20 protein-coding genes and 1 pseudogene are annotated in these 20116 nt (G+C 72.2%); 14 read left to right on the top strand and 7 right to left on the bottom strand.

Annotated features, from left to right (window positions below; all coding sequences use genetic code 11):
- Window positions 1-18 precede the first annotated feature (18 nt).
- Window positions 19-1059 carry a septation protein SepH gene (gene sepH, locus SCK26_RS09635; protein ID WP_318200863.1) on the bottom strand — a complete coding sequence of 347 codons (1041 nt, stop codon included), beginning with the start codon at window positions 1057-1059 and terminating at the stop codon, window positions 19-21.
- A 482-nt stretch (window positions 1060-1541) separates the two neighbouring features.
- On the opposite strand from sepH, the gene SCK26_RS09630 reads away from it, so the two are divergent.
- Window positions 1542-2312: a hypothetical protein gene (locus SCK26_RS09630; protein ID WP_318200862.1), complete on the top strand. Its 771-nt coding sequence runs from the start codon at window positions 1542-1544 to the stop codon at window positions 2310-2312.
- On the opposite strand, the gene SCK26_RS09625 is transcribed toward SCK26_RS09630, so the two are convergent.
- Both SCK26_RS09625 and SCK26_RS09620 read right to left on the bottom strand, forming a co-directional pair.
- Window positions 2236-3555 carry a D-arabinono-1,4-lactone oxidase gene (locus tag SCK26_RS09625; protein ID WP_318200861.1) on the bottom strand — a complete coding sequence of 440 codons (1320 nt, stop codon included), beginning with the start codon at window positions 3553-3555 and terminating at the stop codon, window positions 2236-2238. The genes SCK26_RS09630 and SCK26_RS09625 overlap by 77 nt on opposite strands.
- A complete protein-coding gene (locus SCK26_RS09620; RefSeq protein ID WP_318200860.1) occupies window positions 3515-4756 on the bottom strand; it encodes an MFS transporter in 1242 nt (413 codons plus the stop codon). Before SCK26_RS09620 ends, SCK26_RS09625 begins: the two co-directional genes overlap by 41 nt.
- A gap of 195 nt (window positions 4757-4951) precedes the next feature.
- Here SCK26_RS09620 and SCK26_RS09615 point away from each other — a divergent pair, with 195 nt between their 5' ends.
- The gene (locus SCK26_RS09615; RefSeq protein ID WP_318200859.1) at window positions 4952-6079 is read left to right on the top strand and encodes a ferrochelatase; all 1128 of its coding nucleotides are present in this window, start codon (window positions 4952-4954) and stop codon (window positions 6077-6079) included.
- A gap of 8 nt (window positions 6080-6087) precedes the next feature.
- Entirely contained in the window at window positions 6088-6903 is an 816-nt protein-coding gene (locus SCK26_RS09610) for an inositol monophosphatase family protein (protein WP_318200858.1), read from the top strand.
- Between the two features lie 103 nt (window positions 6904-7006).
- On the opposite strand, the gene SCK26_RS09605 is transcribed toward SCK26_RS09610, so the two are convergent.
- Complete coding sequence (locus SCK26_RS09605; protein WP_167345744.1) at window positions 7007-7180, bottom strand: hypothetical protein; 174 nt, start codon at window positions 7178-7180, stop codon at window positions 7007-7009.
- A 413-nt stretch (window positions 7181-7593) separates the two neighbouring features.
- Between SCK26_RS09605 and SCK26_RS09600 the strand changes: the two genes are divergently transcribed.
- From SCK26_RS09600 to SCK26_RS09585, 4 genes and pseudogenes are all read left to right on the top strand, one after another.
- Complete coding sequence (locus tag SCK26_RS09600; protein ID WP_007387794.1) at window positions 7594-8247, top strand: response regulator transcription factor; 654 nt, start codon at window positions 7594-7596, stop codon at window positions 8245-8247.
- Between the two features lie 5 nt (window positions 8248-8252).
- The gene (locus SCK26_RS09595; RefSeq protein ID WP_318200857.1) at window positions 8253-9509 is read left to right on the top strand and encodes a sensor histidine kinase; all 1257 of its coding nucleotides are present in this window, start codon (window positions 8253-8255) and stop codon (window positions 9507-9509) included.
- 392 nt (window positions 9510-9901) lie between these two features.
- The gene (locus tag SCK26_RS09590) at window positions 9902-10198 is read left to right on the top strand and encodes a DUF4193 domain-containing protein (RefSeq protein ID WP_005481602.1); all 297 of its coding nucleotides are present in this window, start codon (window positions 9902-9904) and stop codon (window positions 10196-10198) included.
- A gap of 13 nt (window positions 10199-10211) precedes the next feature.
- Window positions 10212-11145, top strand: a pseudogene (locus SCK26_RS09585) (hypothetical protein).
- A 22-nt stretch (window positions 11146-11167) separates the two neighbouring features.
- On the opposite strand, the gene SCK26_RS09580 reads toward SCK26_RS09585, so the two are convergent.
- Window positions 11168-11632 (bottom strand): DUF3093 domain-containing protein, encoded by a 465-nt coding sequence (locus SCK26_RS09580; RefSeq protein ID WP_318200856.1) that lies wholly within the window; start codon window positions 11630-11632, stop codon window positions 11168-11170.
- Window positions 11633-11690: 58 nt separating this feature from the next.
- On the opposite strand from SCK26_RS09580, the gene SCK26_RS09575 reads away from it, so the two are divergent.
- From SCK26_RS09575 to SCK26_RS09545, 7 genes are all read left to right on the top strand, one after another.
- On the top strand, window positions 11691-12275 hold the full coding sequence (locus tag SCK26_RS09575; protein WP_318200855.1) for a PaaI family thioesterase: 585 nt from the start codon (window positions 11691-11693) through the stop codon (window positions 12273-12275).
- The gene (dut, locus tag SCK26_RS09570) at window positions 12272-12823 is read left to right on the top strand and encodes a dUTP diphosphatase (RefSeq protein WP_318200854.1); all 552 of its coding nucleotides are present in this window, start codon (window positions 12272-12274) and stop codon (window positions 12821-12823) included. The genes SCK26_RS09575 and dut overlap by 4 nt, the downstream gene beginning before the upstream one ends.
- A gap of 1 nt (window position 12824) precedes the next feature.
- Entirely contained in the window at window positions 12825-13586 is a 762-nt protein-coding gene (locus SCK26_RS09565; protein ID WP_318200853.1) for a DUF3710 domain-containing protein, read from the top strand.
- A gap of 204 nt (window positions 13587-13790) precedes the next feature.
- On the top strand, window positions 13791-16346 hold the full coding sequence (locus SCK26_RS09560) for a sensor histidine kinase KdpD (RefSeq protein ID WP_318200852.1): 2556 nt from the start codon (window positions 13791-13793) through the stop codon (window positions 16344-16346).
- Entirely contained in the window at window positions 16343-17029 is a 687-nt protein-coding gene (locus SCK26_RS09555) for a response regulator (RefSeq protein WP_318200851.1), read from the top strand. The genes SCK26_RS09560 and SCK26_RS09555 overlap by 4 nt, the downstream gene beginning before the upstream one ends.
- Window positions 17030-17088: 59 nt before the next feature.
- Window positions 17089-17487, top strand: a complete 399-nt coding sequence (locus SCK26_RS09550; protein WP_078844252.1) for an OB-fold nucleic acid binding domain-containing protein — start codon at window positions 17089-17091, stop codon at window positions 17485-17487.
- A 3-nt stretch (window positions 17488-17490) separates the two neighbouring features.
- Window positions 17491-18282 (top strand): DUF3159 domain-containing protein, encoded by a 792-nt coding sequence (locus SCK26_RS09545; protein WP_318200850.1) that lies wholly within the window; start codon window positions 17491-17493, stop codon window positions 18280-18282.
- A gap of 178 nt (window positions 18283-18460) precedes the next feature.
- Here SCK26_RS09545 and SCK26_RS09540 read toward each other — a convergent pair whose 3' ends face one another.
- A complete protein-coding gene (locus SCK26_RS09540) occupies window positions 18461-19129 on the bottom strand; it encodes a potassium channel family protein (RefSeq protein ID WP_318200849.1) in 669 nt (222 codons plus the stop codon).
- Window positions 19129-19800, bottom strand: coding sequence for a potassium channel family protein (locus SCK26_RS09535; protein ID WP_318200848.1), 672 nt, complete (start codon window positions 19798-19800; stop codon window positions 19129-19131). Before SCK26_RS09535 ends, SCK26_RS09540 begins: the two co-directional genes overlap by 1 nt.
- Window positions 19801-20116 lie beyond the last annotated feature (316 nt).

Below are 20116 nucleotides of genomic sequence, written 5' to 3'. Positions count from 1 at the left end.
CCCCCCTTTCCCGGTTGCCTACTCCTGCTTCTTGCGGCGGGTGCCGAACACGATCTCGTCCCAGCTCGGCACGGCGGCGCGGCGGCCGGGGCGGACGCCGTCGGCCTCGGCCTGGCGGTCCGTCGCGCCGACGAGCCGGTCGCGGTGGCTGCCGACGGAGCGCGGCATGAGGACGTCCGCGTAGGCGGAACCCGCCGAGGCGGCGGGCGCCGGCGGCTCCTCGGCGGCGGGCTCGTCGCCGGGCTCCTCCGCGGACTCCGACGGGCGCTCCGGGACGACGAGATCGCCCCTGAAGCTCGGCACGGCCTCCAGCAGGCTGGTCAGCGAGTCACGCTCGCCGGTGCCCTCCTCGGCCGGCTCCGACGGCTGCGCGGGCAGTCCGGGCCGCTCCCGGTCCAGCCGTTCGAGCGCACGGTCCATCGAGCGTTCGCGCGGCAGCCGGGCGATCCGCGGGACGAACGGGAAGCTCGGCTCGGGCGCGGCGAGGTCGTCGGACTCGCCGATCAGCGAGCGCGCCTCGTCGTCGACGGCCTGGACGAGCCGCCGGGGCGGGTCGTACGTCCAGCTCGCCGAGTGCGGTTCGCCCGCGACCCGGTAGACGAGCAGCACCTCCCAGGTGCCGTCGTCGCGGCGCCAGGAGTCCCACTGCACGGTGTCCTTGTCGGCGCCGCGCAGCAGCAGCCGCTCCTGCACGGCCTCGCCGAGCAGCGGGCCGGAGTTCTCGCCGGGACGGCGGACCGGGGTCTTGCGGGCGCGCTCGGCCATGAAGGCGCGCTCGGCCAGCACGGGCCCCTCGAAGCGCCGCACCCGGTCGACGGGGATGCCGGCGAGCTGTGCGACCTCTTCCGCGGTGGCTCCGGCCCGTATCCGCGCCTGGATGTCGCGCGGGCGCAGATGGCTCTCGACCTCGATCTCGATCTGGCCGAGACGCGGCCGGTCGCCACGCACGGCGGCGCGCAGGCGTTCGTCGATCGGAAGTGTGTACTCCGTGGAGTCGGCAGCCTTCAGCACCAGCCGTGTGCCGTCATTCGAGACGGCCACGACACGCAGTTCGGGCATGGGGACCTCCCGGGTGGTGCCTGCCGACGTCACGTGCGTCGCTGCTTCCGCTAGTCGAGTGTGGCCTGCCCGGGTGCAGCCTGCCACAACCTTGCCGAGTTGCCCGGCGTGTCGGGCGCGGGCCCGGGACCGCCGTTATGGCACGGTTACCTGTTCGCCACGCTAAGTGACCAATTCCGTCACCCTGTGCAACTAGTCCCCTCCCGGCGATCATTGCGTGGTCGCGGACACCCTGGTGGGAGACCGGTTCCCAGGGCTCGCAACAGTACTCCATTCGGGCCACGTGCGTGGATTGGCTCGCTGGCCAACTTCTCGCAAGGGGTGCGACTTGGCCGTTCGCAACCGGATTTGTCGATCATGAACGTGGTGAAGTTCACGCAATCGCCAGAAACGGAACTAATGGTTTCGTCCGTACGTCCCCTTCTCGTGCAGTCGGTCGGTCAATGTCGATCAAGTACGGGAAAGGCAGGCAAGGTCCGGGTATGCGTGAGACACCCGATACGGGGCGGAAGCGGATCGATCTGAACGTCCCCCAGGTCGCGGGCAGCGCCGTGGCGGCGGTCGTGGCGGCCAAACTGGCTTCGTACTTCGGGGTGTACGGCACGATCCTCGGCGCGGGCGTCGTCAGCGTCCTGGCCACCTGCGGAGGCTCGGTCTTCCAGCACTTCTTCAAGCGGACCGGGGAGCAGCTGAGGGAGAAGACGGTGGTGGCGGCCCGGCCACGGGGACAGGCGGCGCCGGTGCCGGGCGAGTTCACCGCGGGCACCGTCTACCGCGCCCGGGTGAAGAGCTGGCGCCGTCCGCTGGTCGCCGCCGCCCTGGTGTTCGGGGTCACGATGGCCGGCATCACGGTGTACGAACTGGTCTCCGGCAACAGCTTCAGCGGCGGCAAGGGCACGACCGTGAGCGACGCCGTCTCCGGCCGGAACTCCTCCGGCACCCGGTCCGACGACACACCGTCCCCGTCGGACACGCCGTCCCCGCGGCACACACCGTCCGGCGGCGCGACGGCCCCCGGCACCTCGTCCCCCGCGCCCGGCGGTTCGGCGGACGACGGGCCGGGCACCGGTCCGGACAGGACCCCGAGCGCCACCCCGGCCACTCCGACCACCCCGTCCGCCCCCGCCACCCCGAGCCCCACGCCCAGCGCGCCCGGCACGTCCGCCACGGCGCCCGCTACGCCCCCAGCACCCTCCGCAGATAGTCGTTCTGGAACAGCCGATCCGGGTCGAGACGGTCCCGCAGCGCCGTGAACTCGCCGAAGCGCGGATACACCCGGGAGAAGTACTCCGCGTCCCGCGTGTGCACCTTGCCCCAGTGCGGGCGCCCCTCGTGCGCGGTGAAGACCCGCTCGGCGGCGGTGAAGTACGCCTGGTACGGCGTGCCGCGGAACATGTGCACGGCGATGTAGGCGCTGTCCCGGCCGGAGGCGGTGGACAGGGTGATGTCGTCGGCCGGGGCGGTGCGCACCTCCACCGGGAAGCTGATGCGCAGCCCCGAGCGGTCGATCACGGCCCGCAGCTCGCGCAGGGTCTCCACCAGCGCGGCGCGCGGGACGGCGTACTCCATCTCCACGAAGCGCACCCGGCGCGGCGAGGTGAACACCTTGTAGGGGATGTCGGTGTACGTCCGCGCGGACAGGGCCCTGCTGGAGATCCGCGCGATGCCCGGAACGGTGGCCGGCGCGGCGCGGCCGACCCACTGGGCCGCCTGGAAGACCCCGTTGGACAGGAACTCGTCCTCGAACCAGCCGGCCAGCCGTCCCACGGGGCGTTCGGGACCGGCGCTGCGGTTGTTGCGCTTGGTGTTGGTGTTCCCGGTGTGCGGGAACCAGTAGAACTCGAAGTGCTCGTTCTCCGCCCACAGCTGGTCGAACTCGGACAGGACCCGTTCCAGCGGCATCGGCTCTTCCCGCGCGGTCAGGAGGAAGAGGGGTTCGACGGCGAACGTGATCGCGGTGACGACGCCCAGGGCGCCCAGGCCCAGCCGGGCGGCGGCGAAGACCTCGGAATTCTCCTGCTCGGAGCAGGTGAGGACCGAACCGTCGGCCGTGACCAGTTCGAGTCCCCTGATCTGCGCGGCGAGGGAGCCGGACGTGCGGCCCGTGCCGTGGGTGCCGGTGCTGGTGGCCCCGGAGACGGTCTGCTCCATGATGTCGCCCATATTGGTGAGCGACAGACCTTCGCGCGCGAGGGCGGCATTGAGTCTCTTGAGCGGAGTGCCCGCCTCCACCGTGACCGTCATGGACCGCCGGTCGATCCCGCGTATGCCCGTCAGCAGTTGCGGGCGTATCAAGAGGCCGTCGGTGGCGGCGATCGAGGTGAAGGAGTGGCCGGTGCCGACCGCCTTCACCCTCAGGCCGTCCTCCCTCGCCCGGCGCACCGCCGCGGCCAGCTCCTCCACCGAGGCCGGCGCGACCTGCCGGGCGGGCCGTGCGCGGACGTTGCCGCCCCAGTTACGCCAGGTTCCGTACGTCCCGCTCGCCGTGCTGCTCAACGGTGCCTCCCCGCCCCGCCGCCGGCGGCCTGCGCAGCCGGCGGTACCCGAGGAAACCGACCACGACCGCGACGGCCCCGGACACGGCCGGAACCCCGTACCCGGCCCGTGCCCCGGCCGCGTCGATCGCCCAGCCGGCCGCGGAGGAGCCGAGCGCGACGCCGACCGCCAGGCCGGTGCTCACCCAGGTCATGCCCTCGGTGAGCCGCGCGCGAGGTACGTGCTCTTCGATGAGGGACATCGTCGTGATCATCGTCGGCGCGATGGACAGCCCCGCAACGAACAGCGCCACGGCCAGAAGCGGCAGGTTTCCGACCAGTAGGAGGGGGATCATACTCACGGCCATCGCCGCCACGCCCAGCAGCCAGCGGCGTTCCGGCGCCCCGCCGAAGCGCAGCAGCCCGAAGACCGCGCCGGCCACACAGGAACCGGCCGCGTACAGCGCGAGAACCACGCTCGCGGCGCCCTTGTGGCCGCGCTCGTCGGCGAAGGCGACGGTCACCACGTCCACGGCGCCGAAGATCGACCCGGTCGCCACGAAGGTGGCCACCAGCACCCGCAGTCCCGCCGAGCGCAGGGCGCTGCCGCCGTCGTGCGCCTCGCGCGGGTGCGGCGCCGGTTCGGTGGCCCGCTGGGCGGTCAGCCAGAAGACGCCGGCCACGAGGAAGCAGGCCGCCAGCAGCGGGCCCGCCTCCGGGAACCAGGCCGTGGACAGGCCGATGGAGATGATCGGCCCGAAGATGAAGCAGACCTCGTCCACCACCGACTCGAACGAGTAGGCGGTGTGCAGCTGGGGCGTGCCGCGGTACAGCGCGGCCCAGCGGGACCGGATCATCGCACCGAGGCTCGGCACCGAGCCGGTCCCGGCGGCGCAGACGAACAGCACCCAGTCCGGCCACCGGAACCGGACCGCGCACAGCAGCCCGGCCGCCGCGGTCAGGGCCACCAGGGTCGCGGGGCGCAGCACCCGGCGCTGTCCGTGCCGGTCCACCAGCCGGGAGACGCGCGGTCCGACGGCGGCGGCGGACAGCGCGAGAGTGGCCGACAGGGCGCCCGCGAGGCCGTACCGCCCGGTGACCTGGGAGACCATCGTGACCACGCCGATGCCCATCATCGACAGCGGCATCCGGCCGAGGAATCCGGCGGCGGAGAAGGCCTTGGTGCCGGGCGCGGCGAACAAGGCTCTGTAGGGGCTGGGCACGGGGTCTCCGAAGCGGCTCGGTAAGGCGTGAATATCGCCGATACAGGTTACAAGTAAGGGCCACCTAACTGAACCCGTGCCGGTGGTCCGGAAAGCGCCAATATGGGCATCTGGACAAATCGCCTGAAACAGCCCTGATCCGACTCGTCGCCCGGCTGTTGTCCGGCTGTCGGTGCCGGGTGGCAGGATCGACTCATGCCAGACGCGCTCGATGCCACCCCGTACGACGCCCTGCTCCTGCTCTCCTTCGGCGGCCCCGAAGGCCCGGACGACGTGGTCCCGTTCCTGGAGAACGTCACGCGCGGGCGCGGCATCCCCAAGGAACGCCTCAAGGAAGTGGGGCAGCACTACTTCCTCTTCGGCGGGGTCAGTCCCATCAACGACCAGAACCGCGCCCTGCTCCGGGCCCTGCGCGAGGACTTCGCCGGACACGGCCTGGACCTGCCGGTCTACTGGGGCAACCGCAACTGGGCGCCGTATCTGACCGACACCCTGCGGGAGATGGCGGCCGCCGGCCGCCGGCGCGTCCTGGTCCTCACCACCAGCGCCTACGCCTCCTACTCGGGCTGCCGGCAGTACCGGGAGAACCTCGCCGACGCGCTGGCCGCCCTGCGGGCCGAGGGCCTGGAACCGCCGGCCGTCGACAAGCTGCGGCACTACTTCAACCACCCCGGCTTCGTCGAGCCCATGACCGACGGCGTGCTGCGCGCCCTCGCCGACCTGCCCGAGGACGTCCGCGCGGGCGCCCACATCGCCTTCACCACCCACTCCATCCCCACCTCCGCCGCCGACACCTCCGGCCCCGTGGAGTCCCACGGCGACGGCGGCGCCTACGTCGCCCAGCACCTGGACGTGGCCCGGCTGATCGCCGACGCCGTCCGCGAGCGCACCGGCGTCGACCACCCCTGGCGGCTCGTCTACCAGTCCCGCTCCGGCGCCCCGCACATCCCGTGGCTGGAGCCCGACATCTGCGACCACCTCGAGGAGCGGCACGCCGCCGGCGTCCCCGCCGTGGTCATGGCCCCCATCGGCTTCGTCTCCGACCACATGGAGGTCCTCTACGACCTCGACACCGAGGCGAAGGCCAAGGCCGAGGAGCTGGGCCTGCCGGTGCGCCGCTCGGCCACCGTCGGCGCCGACCCGCGGTTCGCCGCCGCCGTCCGCGAGCTGATCCTGGAGCGGGCCGCCGCCGAGCGCGGCCGGGAGGTCACCCCCTGCGCCCTGGGCGCCCTCGGCCCGAGCCACGACGTGTGCCCGGTCGGCTGCTGCCCGGCCCGCACCCCGCGCCCCGCCGCCGCGGGCGCCGACAGCACCGAAGCGTGAGGAGAGCCGTGACCGACCCCCTGCACCGGGACCTGCTCGCACTCGCCCGCGAGGCCGCCCGCCGGGCCGGCGAGCTGCTGCGCGACGGCCGCCCGAGCGACCTGGCCGTGGCCCGGACGAAGTCCAGCCCCATCGACGTCGTCACCGAGATGGACATCGCGGCCGAGAAGCTGATCACCGACCTGATCTCCGGCCGGCGCCCCGACGACGGCTTCCTCGGCGAGGAGGGGGCCTCGGCCGAGGGCACGAGCGGCATCCGCTGGGTGATCGACCCGCTGGACGGCACGGTCAACTACCTGTACGGGCTGCCGACCTGGGCGGTGTCCATCGCCGCCGAGCAGGACGGCGAGACCGTCGTCGGGGTCGTCGCGGCGCCGATGCGCGGCGAGACGTACCACGCCGTGCGAGGCGGCGGCGCCTGGGCCACGGGCGCGTGGGAGGGCGAGCGGGCGCTCGCCTGCCGGCCCGCGCCCCCGCTGGACCAGGCCCTGGTCTCCACCGGTTTCAACTACGTCGCCGAGGTGCGCACCCACCAGGCCGCGGTGGCCGCCCGGCTGATCCCGGTGCTGCGCGACATCCGGCGCGGCGGCTCGGCGGCCGTCGACCTGTGCGACGTGGCCTGCGGCCGGCTGGACGGGTACTACGAACGGGGCCTGCACCCGTGGGACTACGCGGCCGGGGACCTCATCGCCCGGGAGGCCGGCGCGCTGACCGGCGGACGGCCCGGTGAGGGGCCGTCGCGGGAACTGGCGGTCGCGGGCACGCCGGGCGTCTTCGAGCCGCTCCAGCGGCTGCTGGAGGACCTCGGGGCGTGGCACGACTGACCGGGACACCGGCAGGACGGACGGGCCGGCGGGACACCGCCGGCCGCACGCGAAGGGACCCCGGCGCTGGATTCGCCGGGGTCCCTCGTCGCGCTCGGGCCGATCAGACGCGTGACGCGCCGACCTCCACACCGTGTTCGGCGGCGAGGCGTCGCAGGTCGTCGAGTTCCGCCTGCTCCACTTCGACGAGGAAGTCGTCGCCTTCGTCACGAGCCCGCGAAAGGTCGGACTCGGTCGCCCTTATGCGCTGCAGAAGTCCTGAGGTGAAAGCGTCCATGCTGCGCCCCCTCGTCCTGGGTCGTGGGTCGGTGGCACGGGGGTGTGCCGTATGGAAGGGGCGATCACGTCTCTCGCAGGTGCCCAGCGCTGCCCGGCCGGGCGGCGACGGTGCCGGACACCCACGCCCGCTCTGCGGAAGCGGAAGGCGGAGTGCCGCATGGTGCTGCGGCACATGCAGAGCGTGATCGCGGGGTGTAAAGCCGTCCTCCCCCCGCTCCTCTCCGGGGAAACCTAACCGGAGGAGAAATTCTTGTATTCCCGCCCCGGAACTCCAGTCCCTGCGGTCCCGGGACCGCCTTACAGCCGACTTATGGCCGAAAAGGGCAGGATGGGGGCCACACCCCAACGCAGACCCCTGCCCGCACGCGCCCGCGGCGCGTCCCGCGGGCGGACACAGGAAGGACAAGCGACGTGCGCGTACTCGTCGTCGAGGACGAGCAACTGCTCGCCGATGCGGTGGCCACCGGCCTGCGCCGGGAGGCCATGGCCGTCGACGTCGTGTACGACGGTGCGGCCGCCCTGGAACGCATCGGCGTCAACGACTACGACGTGGTCGTTCTCGACCGCGACCTCCCGCTGGTGCACGGCGACGACGTCTGCCGCAGGATCGTCGAGCTGGGCATGCCCACGCGCGTGCTGATGCTCACCGCCTCCGGCGACGTCAGCGACCGGGTCGAGGGCCTGGAGATCGGCGCCGACGACTACCTGCCCAAGCCGTTCGCGTTCAGCGAGCTGATCGCGCGCGTGCGGGCCCTCGGCCGCCGTACCAGCGTGCCCCTGCCGCCGGTCCTGGAGCGCGCCGGCATCAAGCTCGACCCCAACCGCCGCGAGGTCTTCCGCGACGGCAAGGAGGTCCAGCTGGCTCCCAAGGAGTTCGCGGTGCTGGAGGTGCTGATGCGCAGCGAGGGCGCCGTCGTGTCGGCGGAGCAGCTGCTGGAGAAGGCCTGGGACGAGAACACCGACCCCTTCACCAACGTGGTGCGGGTGACGGTGATGACCCTGCGCCGCAAGCTGGGCGAGCCGCCGGTCATCGTCACCGTCCCCGGCTCCGGCTACCGGATCTGATCCCGGTGGCCGCGACACCCGCGCCGCCCCAGGCGCCGCCGAAGCCCACCTGGGACCCCAGGAGGCCGCAGCCCCCCTTCCCGTGGCTGCGGCCGACCATCCGCATACGGCTGACGCTGCTGTACGGCGGCATGTTCCTGATCGCCGGCATCCTGCTGCTGTCGATCATCTATCTGCTGGCCGCGCAGGCGATCAGCACCGGCAACCAGCCGCTGTTCAAGATCGTGAGCGGCACGTCGATCCGGGTCACCAGCGACAACTGCCCCGCGATCACCGCGATCAACACCACCAGCCTGCCGCTGTCCGACTTCAACGAGGCGATCGCCCACTGCGTCGACCAGCAGCGCCAGGGAGCCCTGGACAACCTGCTCAGCCGCTCCCTGCTGGCCCTGCTGGGCCTCGCCGTGATCGCGTTCGCGTTCGGGTACGCGATGGCCGGCCGCGTGCTGTCCCCGCTCGGCCGGATCACCCGCACCGCCCGCCAGGTGGCCGGCTCGGACCTGTCCCGCCGGATCGAGCTGGACGGCCCCGACGACGAGCTGAAGGAGCTGGCGGACACCTTCGACGACATGCTGGAGCGGCTGCAGCGGGCCTTCACCGCCCAGCAGCGCTTCGTCGGCAACGCCTCGCACGAGCTGCGCACCCCGCTCGCGATCAACCGCACGCTCCTCGAAGTGCACCTGTCGGACCCGAACGCGCCGGTGGAGCTCCAGCAGCTCGGCAAGACGCTGCTGGCCACCAACGAGCGCAGCGAACAGCTGGTCGAGGGATTGCTGCTGCTGGCCCGCAGCGACAACCAGATCGTCGAGCGCAAACCGGTCGACCTGGCCGAGGTCGCCACCCAGGCCGTCGACCAGGTGCACGCCGAGGCGGAGGCCAAGGGTGTGCGGATCCGGGGCGAGCGCAAACCGGCGGTGGTGCGGGGCAACGGCGTGCTGCTGGAGCGGATCGCGCTGAACCTGGTGCAGAACGCGGTGCGCTACAACGTGCCGGAGGCCGGGTGGGTGGAGGTGAACACCGAGGTCGAGCACGGGCAGGCGGTGCTGACGGTCTCCAACACCGGGCCGGTGGTGCCGGCGTACGAGATCGACAACCTCTTCGAGCCCTTCCGCCGCCTGCGCACCGAGCGCACGGGCAGCGACAAGGGCGTGGGCCTCGGTCTGTCCATCGTCCGGTCCGTGGCCCGGGCGCACGGCGGCCACATCCACGCCCGCCCACGAGAGGGCGGTGGACTGGAGATGCGTGTCACTCTGCCCATGTGACACGGGAGGACACGCGCGGATTGTGTTCGCTCTACGCGGAATTTCCCGGCGACCGAACGGACGTCCTCCTGTGTGATCGATCACATGGGCGGATTTCCGGCCATGTACGCAGAGTGATCATGACAGAGGGTGGAAAGACGGTAATGTCCTGGTTTTCAGGGCTCTTGATCACGGGAAGTACACGGGGAGGCGCCTTTGAGGTGCGACGTTCGGACCGTGTACGGTCCTCACCGCCGTCCAAGCCGATCACTCCTGAGGGGTCGGATTGGGTGTCGATTGAGTAACAGACCTTGATGTGAGGCAAAATCTCCGCTTCAGGTCGGGCACAAGTCCGGCCTCTCACGCGTTACGTGCGCTGGAGACACCGCAGACACCCAGAGGGGGAGAGCGATATGGCAACCGATTACGACACTCCACGCAAGACCGACGACGACGTCGACTCGGACAGCCTTGAAGAGCTGAAGGCCCGGAGGAACGACAAGTCCACCTCCGCGGTGGACGTCGACGAGTTCGAGGCCGCAGAGGGCCTCGAACTGCCCGGCGCGGACCTTTCCAACGAGGAACTGGCCGTCCGGGTCCTGCCCAAGCAGCAGGACGAGTTCACCTGCATGAGCTGCTTCCTGGTGCACCACCGCAGCCAGCTGGCCCGGGAGAAGAACGGCCAGCCGATCTGCCGCGACTGCGACTGAGGAGGGGTCGGCCGTGTCTGGCTCGACCCCTCCCCGGAAGCGCCGCTTCCCCCTGGGGAAAGCGGACCAAGGGCCGCTCGACGGCCCGCACGGCGCGCGTGACGACGAGCGGGGCTCCCCCGGAGCGGGAGCCCCGTTCGGACCGGCGGCGGACCGGGACGGCCTCCCGGCACCGTCGCACCACCCCGCACCCGTCGCCCGGCGCCGGGTGGCGGTGATCCGCGAGAAGACCCGGGACCTGGCCCGGGAAGGCGCCCGCAGGGGCGGCAGCCGGGCCCGCGCGGGCCTGTCGTACCCTCGCGGACCGCATCATCGAGATCGCCCCGCGGATCCCCGTACGCGACCTCGCGGCCCTGCGCCGCCAGTTCCCCGGCCTCGGACCCGAGGAACTGGCCGACAAGCTGGTGGCGGGCGCCGCGGCCGGCACCTCCACGGTCGGTGCCGGAGTCGGGGCGGCGGCGATGCTGCCGGTGCCCCCGGCCATGCCGACCGAACTGGCCGCGGAGATCACCGGGGTCGCCGCGATCGAGCTGAAGCTCATCGCGGAACTGCACGAGGTCTACGGCGTACGCCCGCCCGGCGGCCTCAAGACGCGTACCGCCGCGTATCTGTCCTCCTGGTCGGGGGAGCGCGGCATCGACGTGATGAAGCCCTCGTCGTACGACACGGCCCTCGGCGGCCGCATGAAGCGCGAACTGCGCCAGCGGATCATGAAGCGAATGGTCCGCGACCTGCCCAACCTGATGCCGTTCCTGGTCGGAGCCGCGGTCGGGGCGGTCATGAACCGCCGCGAGACCAGAAAGCTCGCCGCCCGGATCCGGGCCGACCTGCGCAAGAGCCAGGTGCCCTGGGACGAGCTGCCGGAGCTGCCGCCGCTGGAGAAGCCGGCGGAACCACTGGAGCTGCCGGAGCTTCCGGAAGCGCCGGGTACCTCCGGAAAACCGTAGGAGGCTGGTACTGGGGCGTGCCTCAGACGCCGGCCGTGCGGGCCGCGTCGATCGCCGCCGCCAGCTTCTCGGGCTCCCGCGTCGACAGGTACAGGTACGGCGTCGGGTCCTCGGGGTCGGTGACCTCCACGCGCAGCGCCGTCGGGATGTAGGCGCGCAGCAGCAGGAAGGCGCGGGTGTCGGCCTTGTACGTCCGCCAGGCGCGGGCCTGCTCGGCGTCCAGGATCTCCGTCGTGCCGAGCGCCGACACCGGGATCTTCGCCTCGCCCGCGATCAGCGAGCCGCCCACCACCCGGATGCGCGGGGAGCCGTAGGCGCTCGCCACCACCGCCGCCGCGGCCGTACCCCCGACCAGGCCGCCGAGCAGCGGCAGCGTGCCGAACGGCAGGAGGATCAGGGCGAACGAGACGCCCACCAGGAGGCTGATCACCCACCACGAGCGGGGAGCCGTGAGACGTTCTTCGTAGGGGGTGGCGGAGAGCTGCATGAAACCAAGCTTGGCATGGGATCCGTAGTCGGCCGATGCGCGGGTAAGGTCTGCGGCTGTGAGTGGTAGTTCCGCAGCTCTTCAGCCTCCCGCCGACGCGGGCAAGCCCATACGGCACCCCGACGCGCCCGCGCCCGGGGAACTCCTCGGCGCCCACTACGGGCACTGCTTCGGCTGTGGCCCCGGTCAGCCGCACGGACTGCACCTGGAGGCCCGGGCCGGCGAGGGCGTCTCGCTGACCGCCGAGTTCACCGTGCGGCCCGCCCACCAGGGTGCCCCGGGTCTCGCGCACGGCGGAGTGCTCACCGCGGCCCTGGACGAGACCCTCGGCTCGCTGAACTGGCTGCTGCGCACCATCGCCGTGACCGGGCGGCTGGAGACGGACTTCGTTAGGCCGGTGCCCGTGGGCGCCACGCTCTTCCTCCAGGCCGAGGTCACCGCCGTCGCGGGGCGCAAGATCTACTGCACCGCCACCGGACGCCTCAACGGCCCCGGCGGACCGGTCGCCGTCCGCGCCGACGCCCTCTTCGTCGAGGTCAAGGTGGACCACTTCACCGACCACGGCCGCCGGGAGGAGATCCAGGCCGCCATGAACGACCCGGACCAGATCCGGCGCACCCGCGCCTTCGAGGTGAACCCGTGAGCCGTAGCCCCCTCGACGTGCTGATCCGCCGCGTCGACCCCGACGTCCCGCTCCCGGCGTACGAACACCCGGGTGACGCCGGAGCCGATCTGCGCACCACCGAACCCCGCGAGCTGGCGCCCGGCGAGCGTGCCGTGCTGCCCACCGGAGTGTCGATCGCCCTCCCGGAGGGGTACGCGGCGTTCGTGCACCCGCGGTCCGGCCTGGCCGCCCGCTGCGGTGTCGCCCTGGTGAATGCCCCGGGGACGGTTGATGCCGGGTACCGTGGGGAGATCAAGGTGATCGTGGTGAATCTCGACCCGCGCGAGAGCGTGCGGTTCGAGCGCTTCGACCGGATTGCCCAACTGGTCGTCCAGCAGGTCGAGAGGGTCCGCTTCCAGGAGGTCGCGGAACTTCCCGGCTCGGCGCGGGCCGAGGGGGGCTTCGGGTCCACCGGCGGCCATGCCGCGGTGGGCGGCGACAGCGGCACAAGCGGTCAGGCCGCCGTAGGCGGTCCGACGGGTGGGAATCGATACGCTTCGGTCGTATCCGACCGGGAAGGACAGTGACGTGTTCGGACGTCGCAAGAAGAAGGGTGCCGCCGAGGACGCGGCCGGCGAGGCCGAGCAGGTCGTCGACAGCGTCGACACCGAGGCGGGCGAGGAGGAGACCGGGCGCGAGCGCCTCCGGCTGGAGCCCGGGCCCCGCCCCGACGGGCCGTGGGACAGCAGCGAGGTCCGCGACCCGGCCGAGGGCCGCGTCGACCTCGGCGGGCTGTTCGTGCCGGGCGTCGACGGCATGGAGCTGCGGGTCGAGGTGGCCGGTGACGCCATCGTCGCCGCGACCGTCGTCCTGCGCGACAGCGCCGTCCAGCTCCAGGCGTTCGCCGCGCCCAAGCGCGAGGGCATCTGGGCCGAGGTCCGCGAGGAGATCGCGTCCGGCATCACCCAGCAGGGTGGCATCGTCGACGAGGTCGAGGGCCCGCTCGGCTGGGAGCTGCGCGCCCGGGTGCCGGTGCAGCTGCCCGACGGCACCGGCGGATTCCAGGTCGTCCGGTTCGTCGGCGTGGACGGCCCGCGCTGGTTCCTGCGCGGTGTGATCTCCGGGCAGGGCGCGGTGCAGCCGGAGGCCGCCGGGCTGCTGGAGCAGATCTTCCGTGACACGGTCGTGGTCCGCGGCGAGGGCCCGATGGCTCCGCGCGACCCGATCGTCCTGAAGCTGCCGAACGACGCGCAGATGGTGCCCGAGGGTGTCCAGCAGGAGGAGGGCTCGCGCTTCTCCGGCGGGATGGGGCAGTTGCAGCGGGGGCCGGAGATCACCGAGGTCCGCTAGGCGCTCCGCCGGGTTCAGCGGGGATGTACGGGCCGTGCCTTCGAGGGCGCGGCCCGTTTTTCGCGCCCCGCGCCCCTTTGGCGCGTGCCTCGTCAGGGTTGCGTCAAAGTCGGACCCTGTTCGTCCCTCCGGTCCTGATCGCCGTGGTGGTCGGCCGTAAGGTCGACGCTGCGCATACTTCAGGCACGGAAAGACGATGTGGGCATGGCACGCGGCACGCTTCGGATCTACCTCGGCGCGGCACCGGGCGTGGGCAAGACCTACGCCATGCTCGCCGAGGCGCACCGCCGCGTCGAGCGGGGCACGGACTGTGTGGTCGCGTTCGTGGAGCACCACGGCAGGCCGCGCACCGAGGTGCTGCTGCACGGCCTGGAGCAGGTGCCGCGCGGACGGCTGGAGCACCGTGCGGCCGTCTTCGAGGAGATGGACGTCGACGCCGTGCTGCGCCGGGCCCCCGCCGTCGCCCTCGTGGACGAGCTGGCCCACACCAACGTCCCCGGCTCCCGCAACGCCAAGCGCTGGCAGGACGTCGCGGAACTGCTCGCCGCCGGCATCGACGTCGTCTCCACCGTCAACATCCAGCACCTGGAGTCACTCGGCGACGTCGTGGAGTCGATCACCGGGGTGCGGCAGCGCGAGACCGTTCCCGACGAGGTGGTACGCCGGGCCGACCAGATCGAACTGGTCGACATGTCCCCGCAGGCCCTGCGCCGCCGCATGGCGCACGGCAACATCTACGCGCCGGACAAGGTCGACGCGGCCCTGTCCAACTACTTCCGGCCCGGCAACCTCACCGCCCTGCGCGAGCTGGCGCTGCTGTGGGTGGCCGACCGGGCCGACGAGTACCTGACCCAGTACCGCAGCGCCCACCGGGTCTCGGCGATATGGGGCTCCCGGGAGCGGATCGTGGTGGGCCTGACCGGCGGTCCCGAGGGGCGCACCCTCATCCGCCGGGCCGCCCGGCTCGCCGAGAAGGGCGCCGGCGGCGAGGTCATGGCCGTCTACATCGCCCGCAGCGACGGCCTGACCTCGGCCTCCCCGAAGGAGCTGGCCGTCCAGCGCACCCTGGTGGAGGACCTCGGCGGAACGTTCCACCATGTGGTCGGCGACGACATACCGGCTGCCCTGCTCGACTTCGCGCGCGGAGTGAACGCCACCCAGATCGTGCTGGGCTCCTCGCGCCGCAAGGCCTGGCAGTACGTCTTCGGGCCCGGCGTCGGCGCCACGGTCGCCCGGGATTCCGGCCCCGACCTCGACGTGCACATCGTCACCCACGAGGAGGCCGCCAAGGGCCGGGGACTGCCCGTGGCCCGCGGCGGCCGGCTCGGGCGGGCCCGCATCCTGTGGGGCTGGGCGGTCGGCCTGGCCGGTCCGGTCGTCCTCGCGCTGGGCCTGAACACCGCCGGCCTCGGCCTCGCCAACGACATGCTGCTGTTCCTGGCCGTCACCGTCGCCGCGGCCCTGCTCGGCGGCCTGCTGCCCGCGCTGGCCTCGGCCGCCTTCGGCTCGCTGCTGCTGAACTACTTCTACACCCCGCCGCTGCACCGGCTCACCGTCGCCGACCCGAAGAACATCGTCGCCATCGCGATCTTCTTCGGAGTGGGCATGGCGGTCTCCTCGGTGGTGGACCTCGCCGCCCGGCGCACCGACCAGGCGGCGAGGCTGCGCGCCGAGTCGGAGATCCTCTCCTTCCTCGCCGGCAACGTGCTGCGCGGCGAGACCAGCCTGGAGGAACTGCTGGAACGGGTCCGCGAGACCTTCGCCATGGAGTCGGCCGCCCTGCTGGAGCGGGAGAGCGACGTGGCGCCCTGGACCTGCGCCGGCCGGGCCGGTTTCGGGCCGCCGCTGGAACGCCCCGAGGACGCCGACGTGGACATGCCCGTCGGCGACCACATGGCGCTCGCCCTCACCGGCCGGGTGCTGCCCGCCGCGGACCGCCGGGTGCTGGCCGCCTTCGCCGCCCAGGCCGCCGTCGTCCTGGAACGCCGGCGCCTCCAGGAGGAGGCCGACCGGTCCCGTGCGCTCGCCGAGGGCAACCGCATCCGCACCGCGCTGCTCGCCGCCGTCAGCCACGATCTGCGCACCCCGCTGGCCGGCATCAAGGCCGCCGTGTCCTCCCTGCGCTCCGACGACGTGGCGTGGTCCGAGGAGGACCGGGCGGAGCTGCTGGAGGGCATCGAGGAGGGCGCCGACCGCCTCGACCACCTCGTGGGCAACCTGCTGGACATGTCCCGGCTCCAGACCGGCACGGTCACCCCGCTGATCCGGGAGATCGACGTGGACGAGGTCGTCCCGATGGCCCTGGTCGGCGTACCCGAGGACGGCGTCGACCTGGACGTGCCCGAGACGCTGCCGATGGTCGCCGTCGACCCCGGGCTGCTGGAGCGGTCGGTGGCCAACCTCGTCGAGAACGCCGTCAAGTACAGTCCGCGCGGACGGCGCGTCCTGGTGGCCGCGAGCGCCATCGCCGACCGCGTCGAGGTGCGCGTGGTGGACCGCGGGCCGGGAGTGCCGGACGAGGCCAAGGAGCGGATCTTCGAGCCCTTCCAGCGCTACGGTGACGCTCCGCGCGGCGCCGGCGTCGGGCTCGGCCTCGCGGTCGCCCGGGGTTTCGCCGAGGCCATGCGCGCCACCCTCACCGCGGAGGACACGCCGGGCGGCGGGCTCACCATGGTGCTGAGCCTGCGCGCGGCGGGACCGCGTCCCGAGCCGCTCCCCGCCGGGGAGCCCCGTACCGAACCGGAAAGGCACACCATATGACCCGGGTGCTCGTGGTCGACGACGAGCCGCAGATCGTGCGCGCCCTCGTGATCAACCTCAAGGCACGCGCCTACGAGGTGGACGCGGCCCCCGACGGCAGGACCGCGCTCGAACTCGCCGCCTCCCGCCACCCCGACGTGGTCGTCCTCGACCTGGGCCTGCCCGACATGGACGGCGTGGAGGTCATCCGGGGCCTGCGCGGCTGGACCCGGGTGCCGGTCCTGGTGCTGTCCGCCCGGCACTCCTCCGACGAGAAGGTGGAGGCGCTGGACGCGGGCGCCGACGACTACGTGACCAAGCCGTTCGGCATGGACGAGCTGCTGGCCCGGCTGCGGGCCGCGGTGCGCCGCGCCGAACCGGCCGGACCGGGCGAGGACGACCTGACGGTCGTGGAGACCGAAAGCTTCACCGTCGACCTCGCCGCGAAGAAGGTCCACCGCGGCGGCAAGGACGTCCGGCTCACCCCGACCGAGTGGCACCTGCTGGAGGTGCTGGTGCGCAACACCGGCCGCCTCGTCGGCCAGAAGCAGCTGCTGCGGGAGGTGTGGGGGCCGTCGTACGGCACCGAGACCAACTACCTGCGGGTGTACATGGCCCAGCTGCGGCGCAAGCTGGAGGCCGACCCGTCGCACCCGCGGCACTTCATCACGGAGCCGGGGATGGGCTACCGGTTCGAGAAGTGAGCCGGCGGGCGCTCTCAGTGCCCTGTCGGCCCCGTCGGCGGCCCCGGTACGCTTCACATATGACTGCTGTTCCTCGTTCCGAAAAGCCGGCCGGCCGGTTCCGGCGCATGCTCGACCGGCTCTCCTCGTCGCAGGAGGACCTGGAGTCGGAGGAGCTGCGCGAAGACGCGGAGACGGCGGGCTGCATCAAGATCGGCGACTGCCACGACCGGCAGATCGTCACGGTAACTGGTACCTTGCGCACGGTCACCCTGCGCCCGCGCGCCGGAGTCCCGGCCCTGGAGGCCGAACTCTTCGACGGCTCCGCCGCGCTGGACGTGGTGTGGCTCGGCAGGCGCTCCATCGTGGGGATAGAACCGGGGCGCAAGCTGATCGCATCGGGCCGGATCTCCATGAGCCGGGGCCGCCGGGTGCTGTTCAACCCGAAATACGAACTGCGACCCCTCGGACGGGAGTAGCCGGTGACGTCCCTCGACAAGCCGACCGAAGACACCGACCAGACCCAGCCCGGCGACGCCCGAGCGGTGACCGAGGCGGCGCTCTTCGAGGCCTTCGGCGGGGTCCGCGGCATGGTCGAGACGGTCGTGCCGGGCCTGCTCTTCGTCACGATCTTCACGCTGAACAAGGACCTGCACCTGTCCGCGATCGCCGCGCTGGCGGTGTCCCTGCTGCTGGTCGTGGTCCGGCTGGCCATGAGGGACACCGTCAAGCACGCCTTCAGCGGTGTCTTCGGCGTGGTCTTCGGTGTCGTCTTCGCGATGTTCACCGGCAACGCCAAGGACTTCTACCTCCCGGGCATGCTCTACACACTGGGCCTGGCGGTGGCGTACATCGTCACGACCCTCGCCGGCGTGCCCCTGATCGGCCTCATCCTGGGCCCGGTCTTCAAGGAGAACCTCTCCTGGCGCACCCGCAACCCGGGCCGCAAGAAGGCGTACGCCAAGGCGAGCTGGGCCTGGGGCCTGATCCTGCTCGCCAAGTGCGCGATCCTCTTCCCGCTGTACTGGTGGGCCGACACCACGCAGCTCGGCTGGGTCCTGGTCGCCCTGAAGATCCCGCCGTTCCTGCTCGCGGTATGGCTGACCTGGGTCTTCCTGGCGAAGGCACCCGCGCCCATCGACGTGTTCGCGGAGATGGAGGCGCAGGAGAAGGCCGAGGAGGAGCGCAAGGCCGCCCTCGCCGCCGGCACCGCGCCGGCCGCCGACACCGGCACCGGCGACGCGAGTGGAGGCCGCCACCGCCGGGAGGCGTGAGCAGCCGTCCTACGGCGGCGAGCCGCTGCCGTAGCCGGCGAACGCCGTCGTACGGCCCACGAGCAGCCGCCCGTCGTACGGCCACGAGCAGCCGTCGTACGACGCGGAAGGGCGCCCTTGTCACCAAGGGCGCCCTTCCGCGTGTCCCGTCCCGGCTCGGCCGTCCGTCCGTCCGGGTTCAGCCTTCGCGCCGTACCGAGAGCAGCTCCTCCAGCTGCTCCTCCCGGGCCTGGGCGGCCACGAACAGCAGCTCGTCGCCCGCCTCCAGGGAGTCCTCCTTGGAGGGGGTCAGCACACGGGTGCCGCGGATGATCGTGACCAGGGAGGTGTCCTCCGGCCACTCCACGTCCCCCACCTGGGTGCCGGCCAGGGCCGACTCCTCGGGCAGGGTCAGCTCGACCAGGTTGGCGTCGCCGTGGCTGAAGCGCAGCAGCCGGACCAGGTCGCCGACGCTCACCGCCTCCTCGACCAGCGCCGACATCAGGCGCGGGGTGGAGACGGCCACGTCCACGCCCCATGCCTCGTTGAACAGCCACTCGTTCTTGGGGTTGTTCACCCGGGCGACGACGCGCGGGACGCCGTACTCCGTCTTCGCGAGCAGCGAGACGACCAGGTTCACCTTGTCGTCGCCGGTCGCGGCGATCACGACGTTGCAGCGCTGGAGCGCCGCCTCGTCCAGGGAGGTGATCTCACAGGCGTCGGCGAGCAGCCACTCCGCCTGCGGGACGCGCTCGACCGAGATGGCGGTCGGCGCCTTGTCGATCAGCAGGACCTCGTGGCCGTTCTCCAGCAGTTCGCCCGCGATCGAGCGGCCGACCGCGCCGGCCCCGGCAATGGCGACCCTCATCAGTGACCGCCCTCCTCTTCCGGGCCACCGGCGAACGCCGCCTCGACCTTGTCCACGTCGTCCGTCCGCATCATCACATGCACGAGGTCGCCCTCCTGCAGCACCGTCTGGGAGGTGGGCAGGACCGCCTCGCCCAGCCGGGTCAGGAACGCCACCCGGACGCCCGTCTCCTCCTGGAGCTTGCTGATCTTGTGGCCGACCCACTTCGGCGAGGCGTGCACCTCGGCGAGCTGCACGCCGCCGGTGGGATCGCGCCACAGCGGCTCGGCTCCCGAGGGCAGCAGCCGGCGCAGCATCTGGTCGGCGGTCCAGCGGACCGTGGCCACGGTGGGGATGCCCAGGCGCTGGTAGACCTCGGCGCGACGGGGGTCGTAGATGCGGGCCGCCACGTTCTGCACGCCGAACATCTCACGGGCCACCCGCGCGGAGATGATGTTGGAGTTGTCACCGCTGGAGACCGCGGCGAACGCGCCGGCCTCCTCGATACCCGCCTCGCGCAGGGTGTCCTGGTCGAAGCCGACACCGGTGACCCGGCGGCCCCCGAACCCCGGGCCCAGCCGGCGGAAGGCGGTGGGGTCCTGGTCGATCACGGCGACCGTGTGGCCCTGTTGCTCCAGGGTCTGGGCAAGAGCGGAACCCACTCTCCCGCAGCCCATGATGACGATGTGCACGACCGTCCTTCCGGTGTTCAAAAAGTTACTGCTCAAGCATGAGGGTCTCAGACCGGGGCCCAAAGCTACACACGGGCGCCACGCGCCCGGCACCCCCGCCCCGGCGCGGCGCGCGGCGCCGCCGAGTGATACTGCGCACGCCGCGCACCCTCATGATTCCGAGGCAGGCCGGCGCCGCCGGCGCCCCGAACAGCACCGCGGGCCCGGGCGGGGGACCTCCGGACTGCGGCGACAGGCGGTGTTTGCCACCCGCGGACGGCGGGCACCCACACCACGGATTCCGAAGTTCCGCGTGCCCCCGATTTCACTCGTGAGG

The sequence above is a fragment of the Streptomyces sp. SCL15-4 genome (assembly GCF_033366695.1).
GTDB lineage: Bacteria > Actinomycetota > Actinomycetes > Streptomycetales > Streptomycetaceae > Streptomyces.
This window is presented reverse-complemented; position numbering and strand designations above follow the sequence as displayed.

What these genes read in the sequence shown, in the direction of transcription:
- SCK26_RS09550 (WP_078844252.1), top strand. Translation starts at nt 17,089, where the DNA reads ATGACTGCTGTTCCTCGTTCCGAAAAGCCGGCCGGCCGGTTCCGGCGC.
- SCK26_RS09630 (WP_318200862.1), top strand. Translation starts at nt 1,542, where the DNA reads ATGCGTGAGACACCCGATACGGGGCGGAAGCGGATCGATCTGAACGTC.
- SCK26_RS09555 (WP_318200851.1), top strand. Translation starts at nt 16,343, where the DNA reads ATGACCCGGGTGCTCGTGGTCGACGACGAGCCGCAGATCGTGCGCGCC.
- SCK26_RS09580 (WP_318200856.1), bottom strand. Translation starts at nt 11,632, where the DNA reads ATGCAGCTCTCCGCCACCCCCTACGAAGAACGTCTCACGGCTCCCCGC.
- SCK26_RS09615 (WP_318200859.1), top strand. Translation starts at nt 4,952, where the DNA reads ATGCCAGACGCGCTCGATGCCACCCCGTACGACGCCCTGCTCCTGCTC.
- SCK26_RS09605 (WP_167345744.1), bottom strand. Translation starts at nt 7,180, where the DNA reads ATGGACGCTTTCACCTCAGGACTTCTGCAGCGCATAAGGGCGACCGAG.
- SCK26_RS09590 (WP_005481602.1), top strand. Translation starts at nt 9,902, where the DNA reads ATGGCAACCGATTACGACACTCCACGCAAGACCGACGACGACGTCGAC.
- SCK26_RS09540 (WP_318200849.1), bottom strand. Translation starts at nt 19,129, where the DNA reads ATGAGGGTCGCCATTGCCGGGGCCGGCGCGGTCGGCCGCTCGATCGCG.
- sepH (WP_318200863.1), bottom strand. Translation starts at nt 1,059, where the DNA reads ATGCCCGAACTGCGTGTCGTGGCCGTCTCGAATGACGGCACACGGCTG.
- SCK26_RS09560 (WP_318200852.1), top strand. Translation starts at nt 13,791, where the DNA reads ATGGCACGCGGCACGCTTCGGATCTACCTCGGCGCGGCACCGGGCGTG.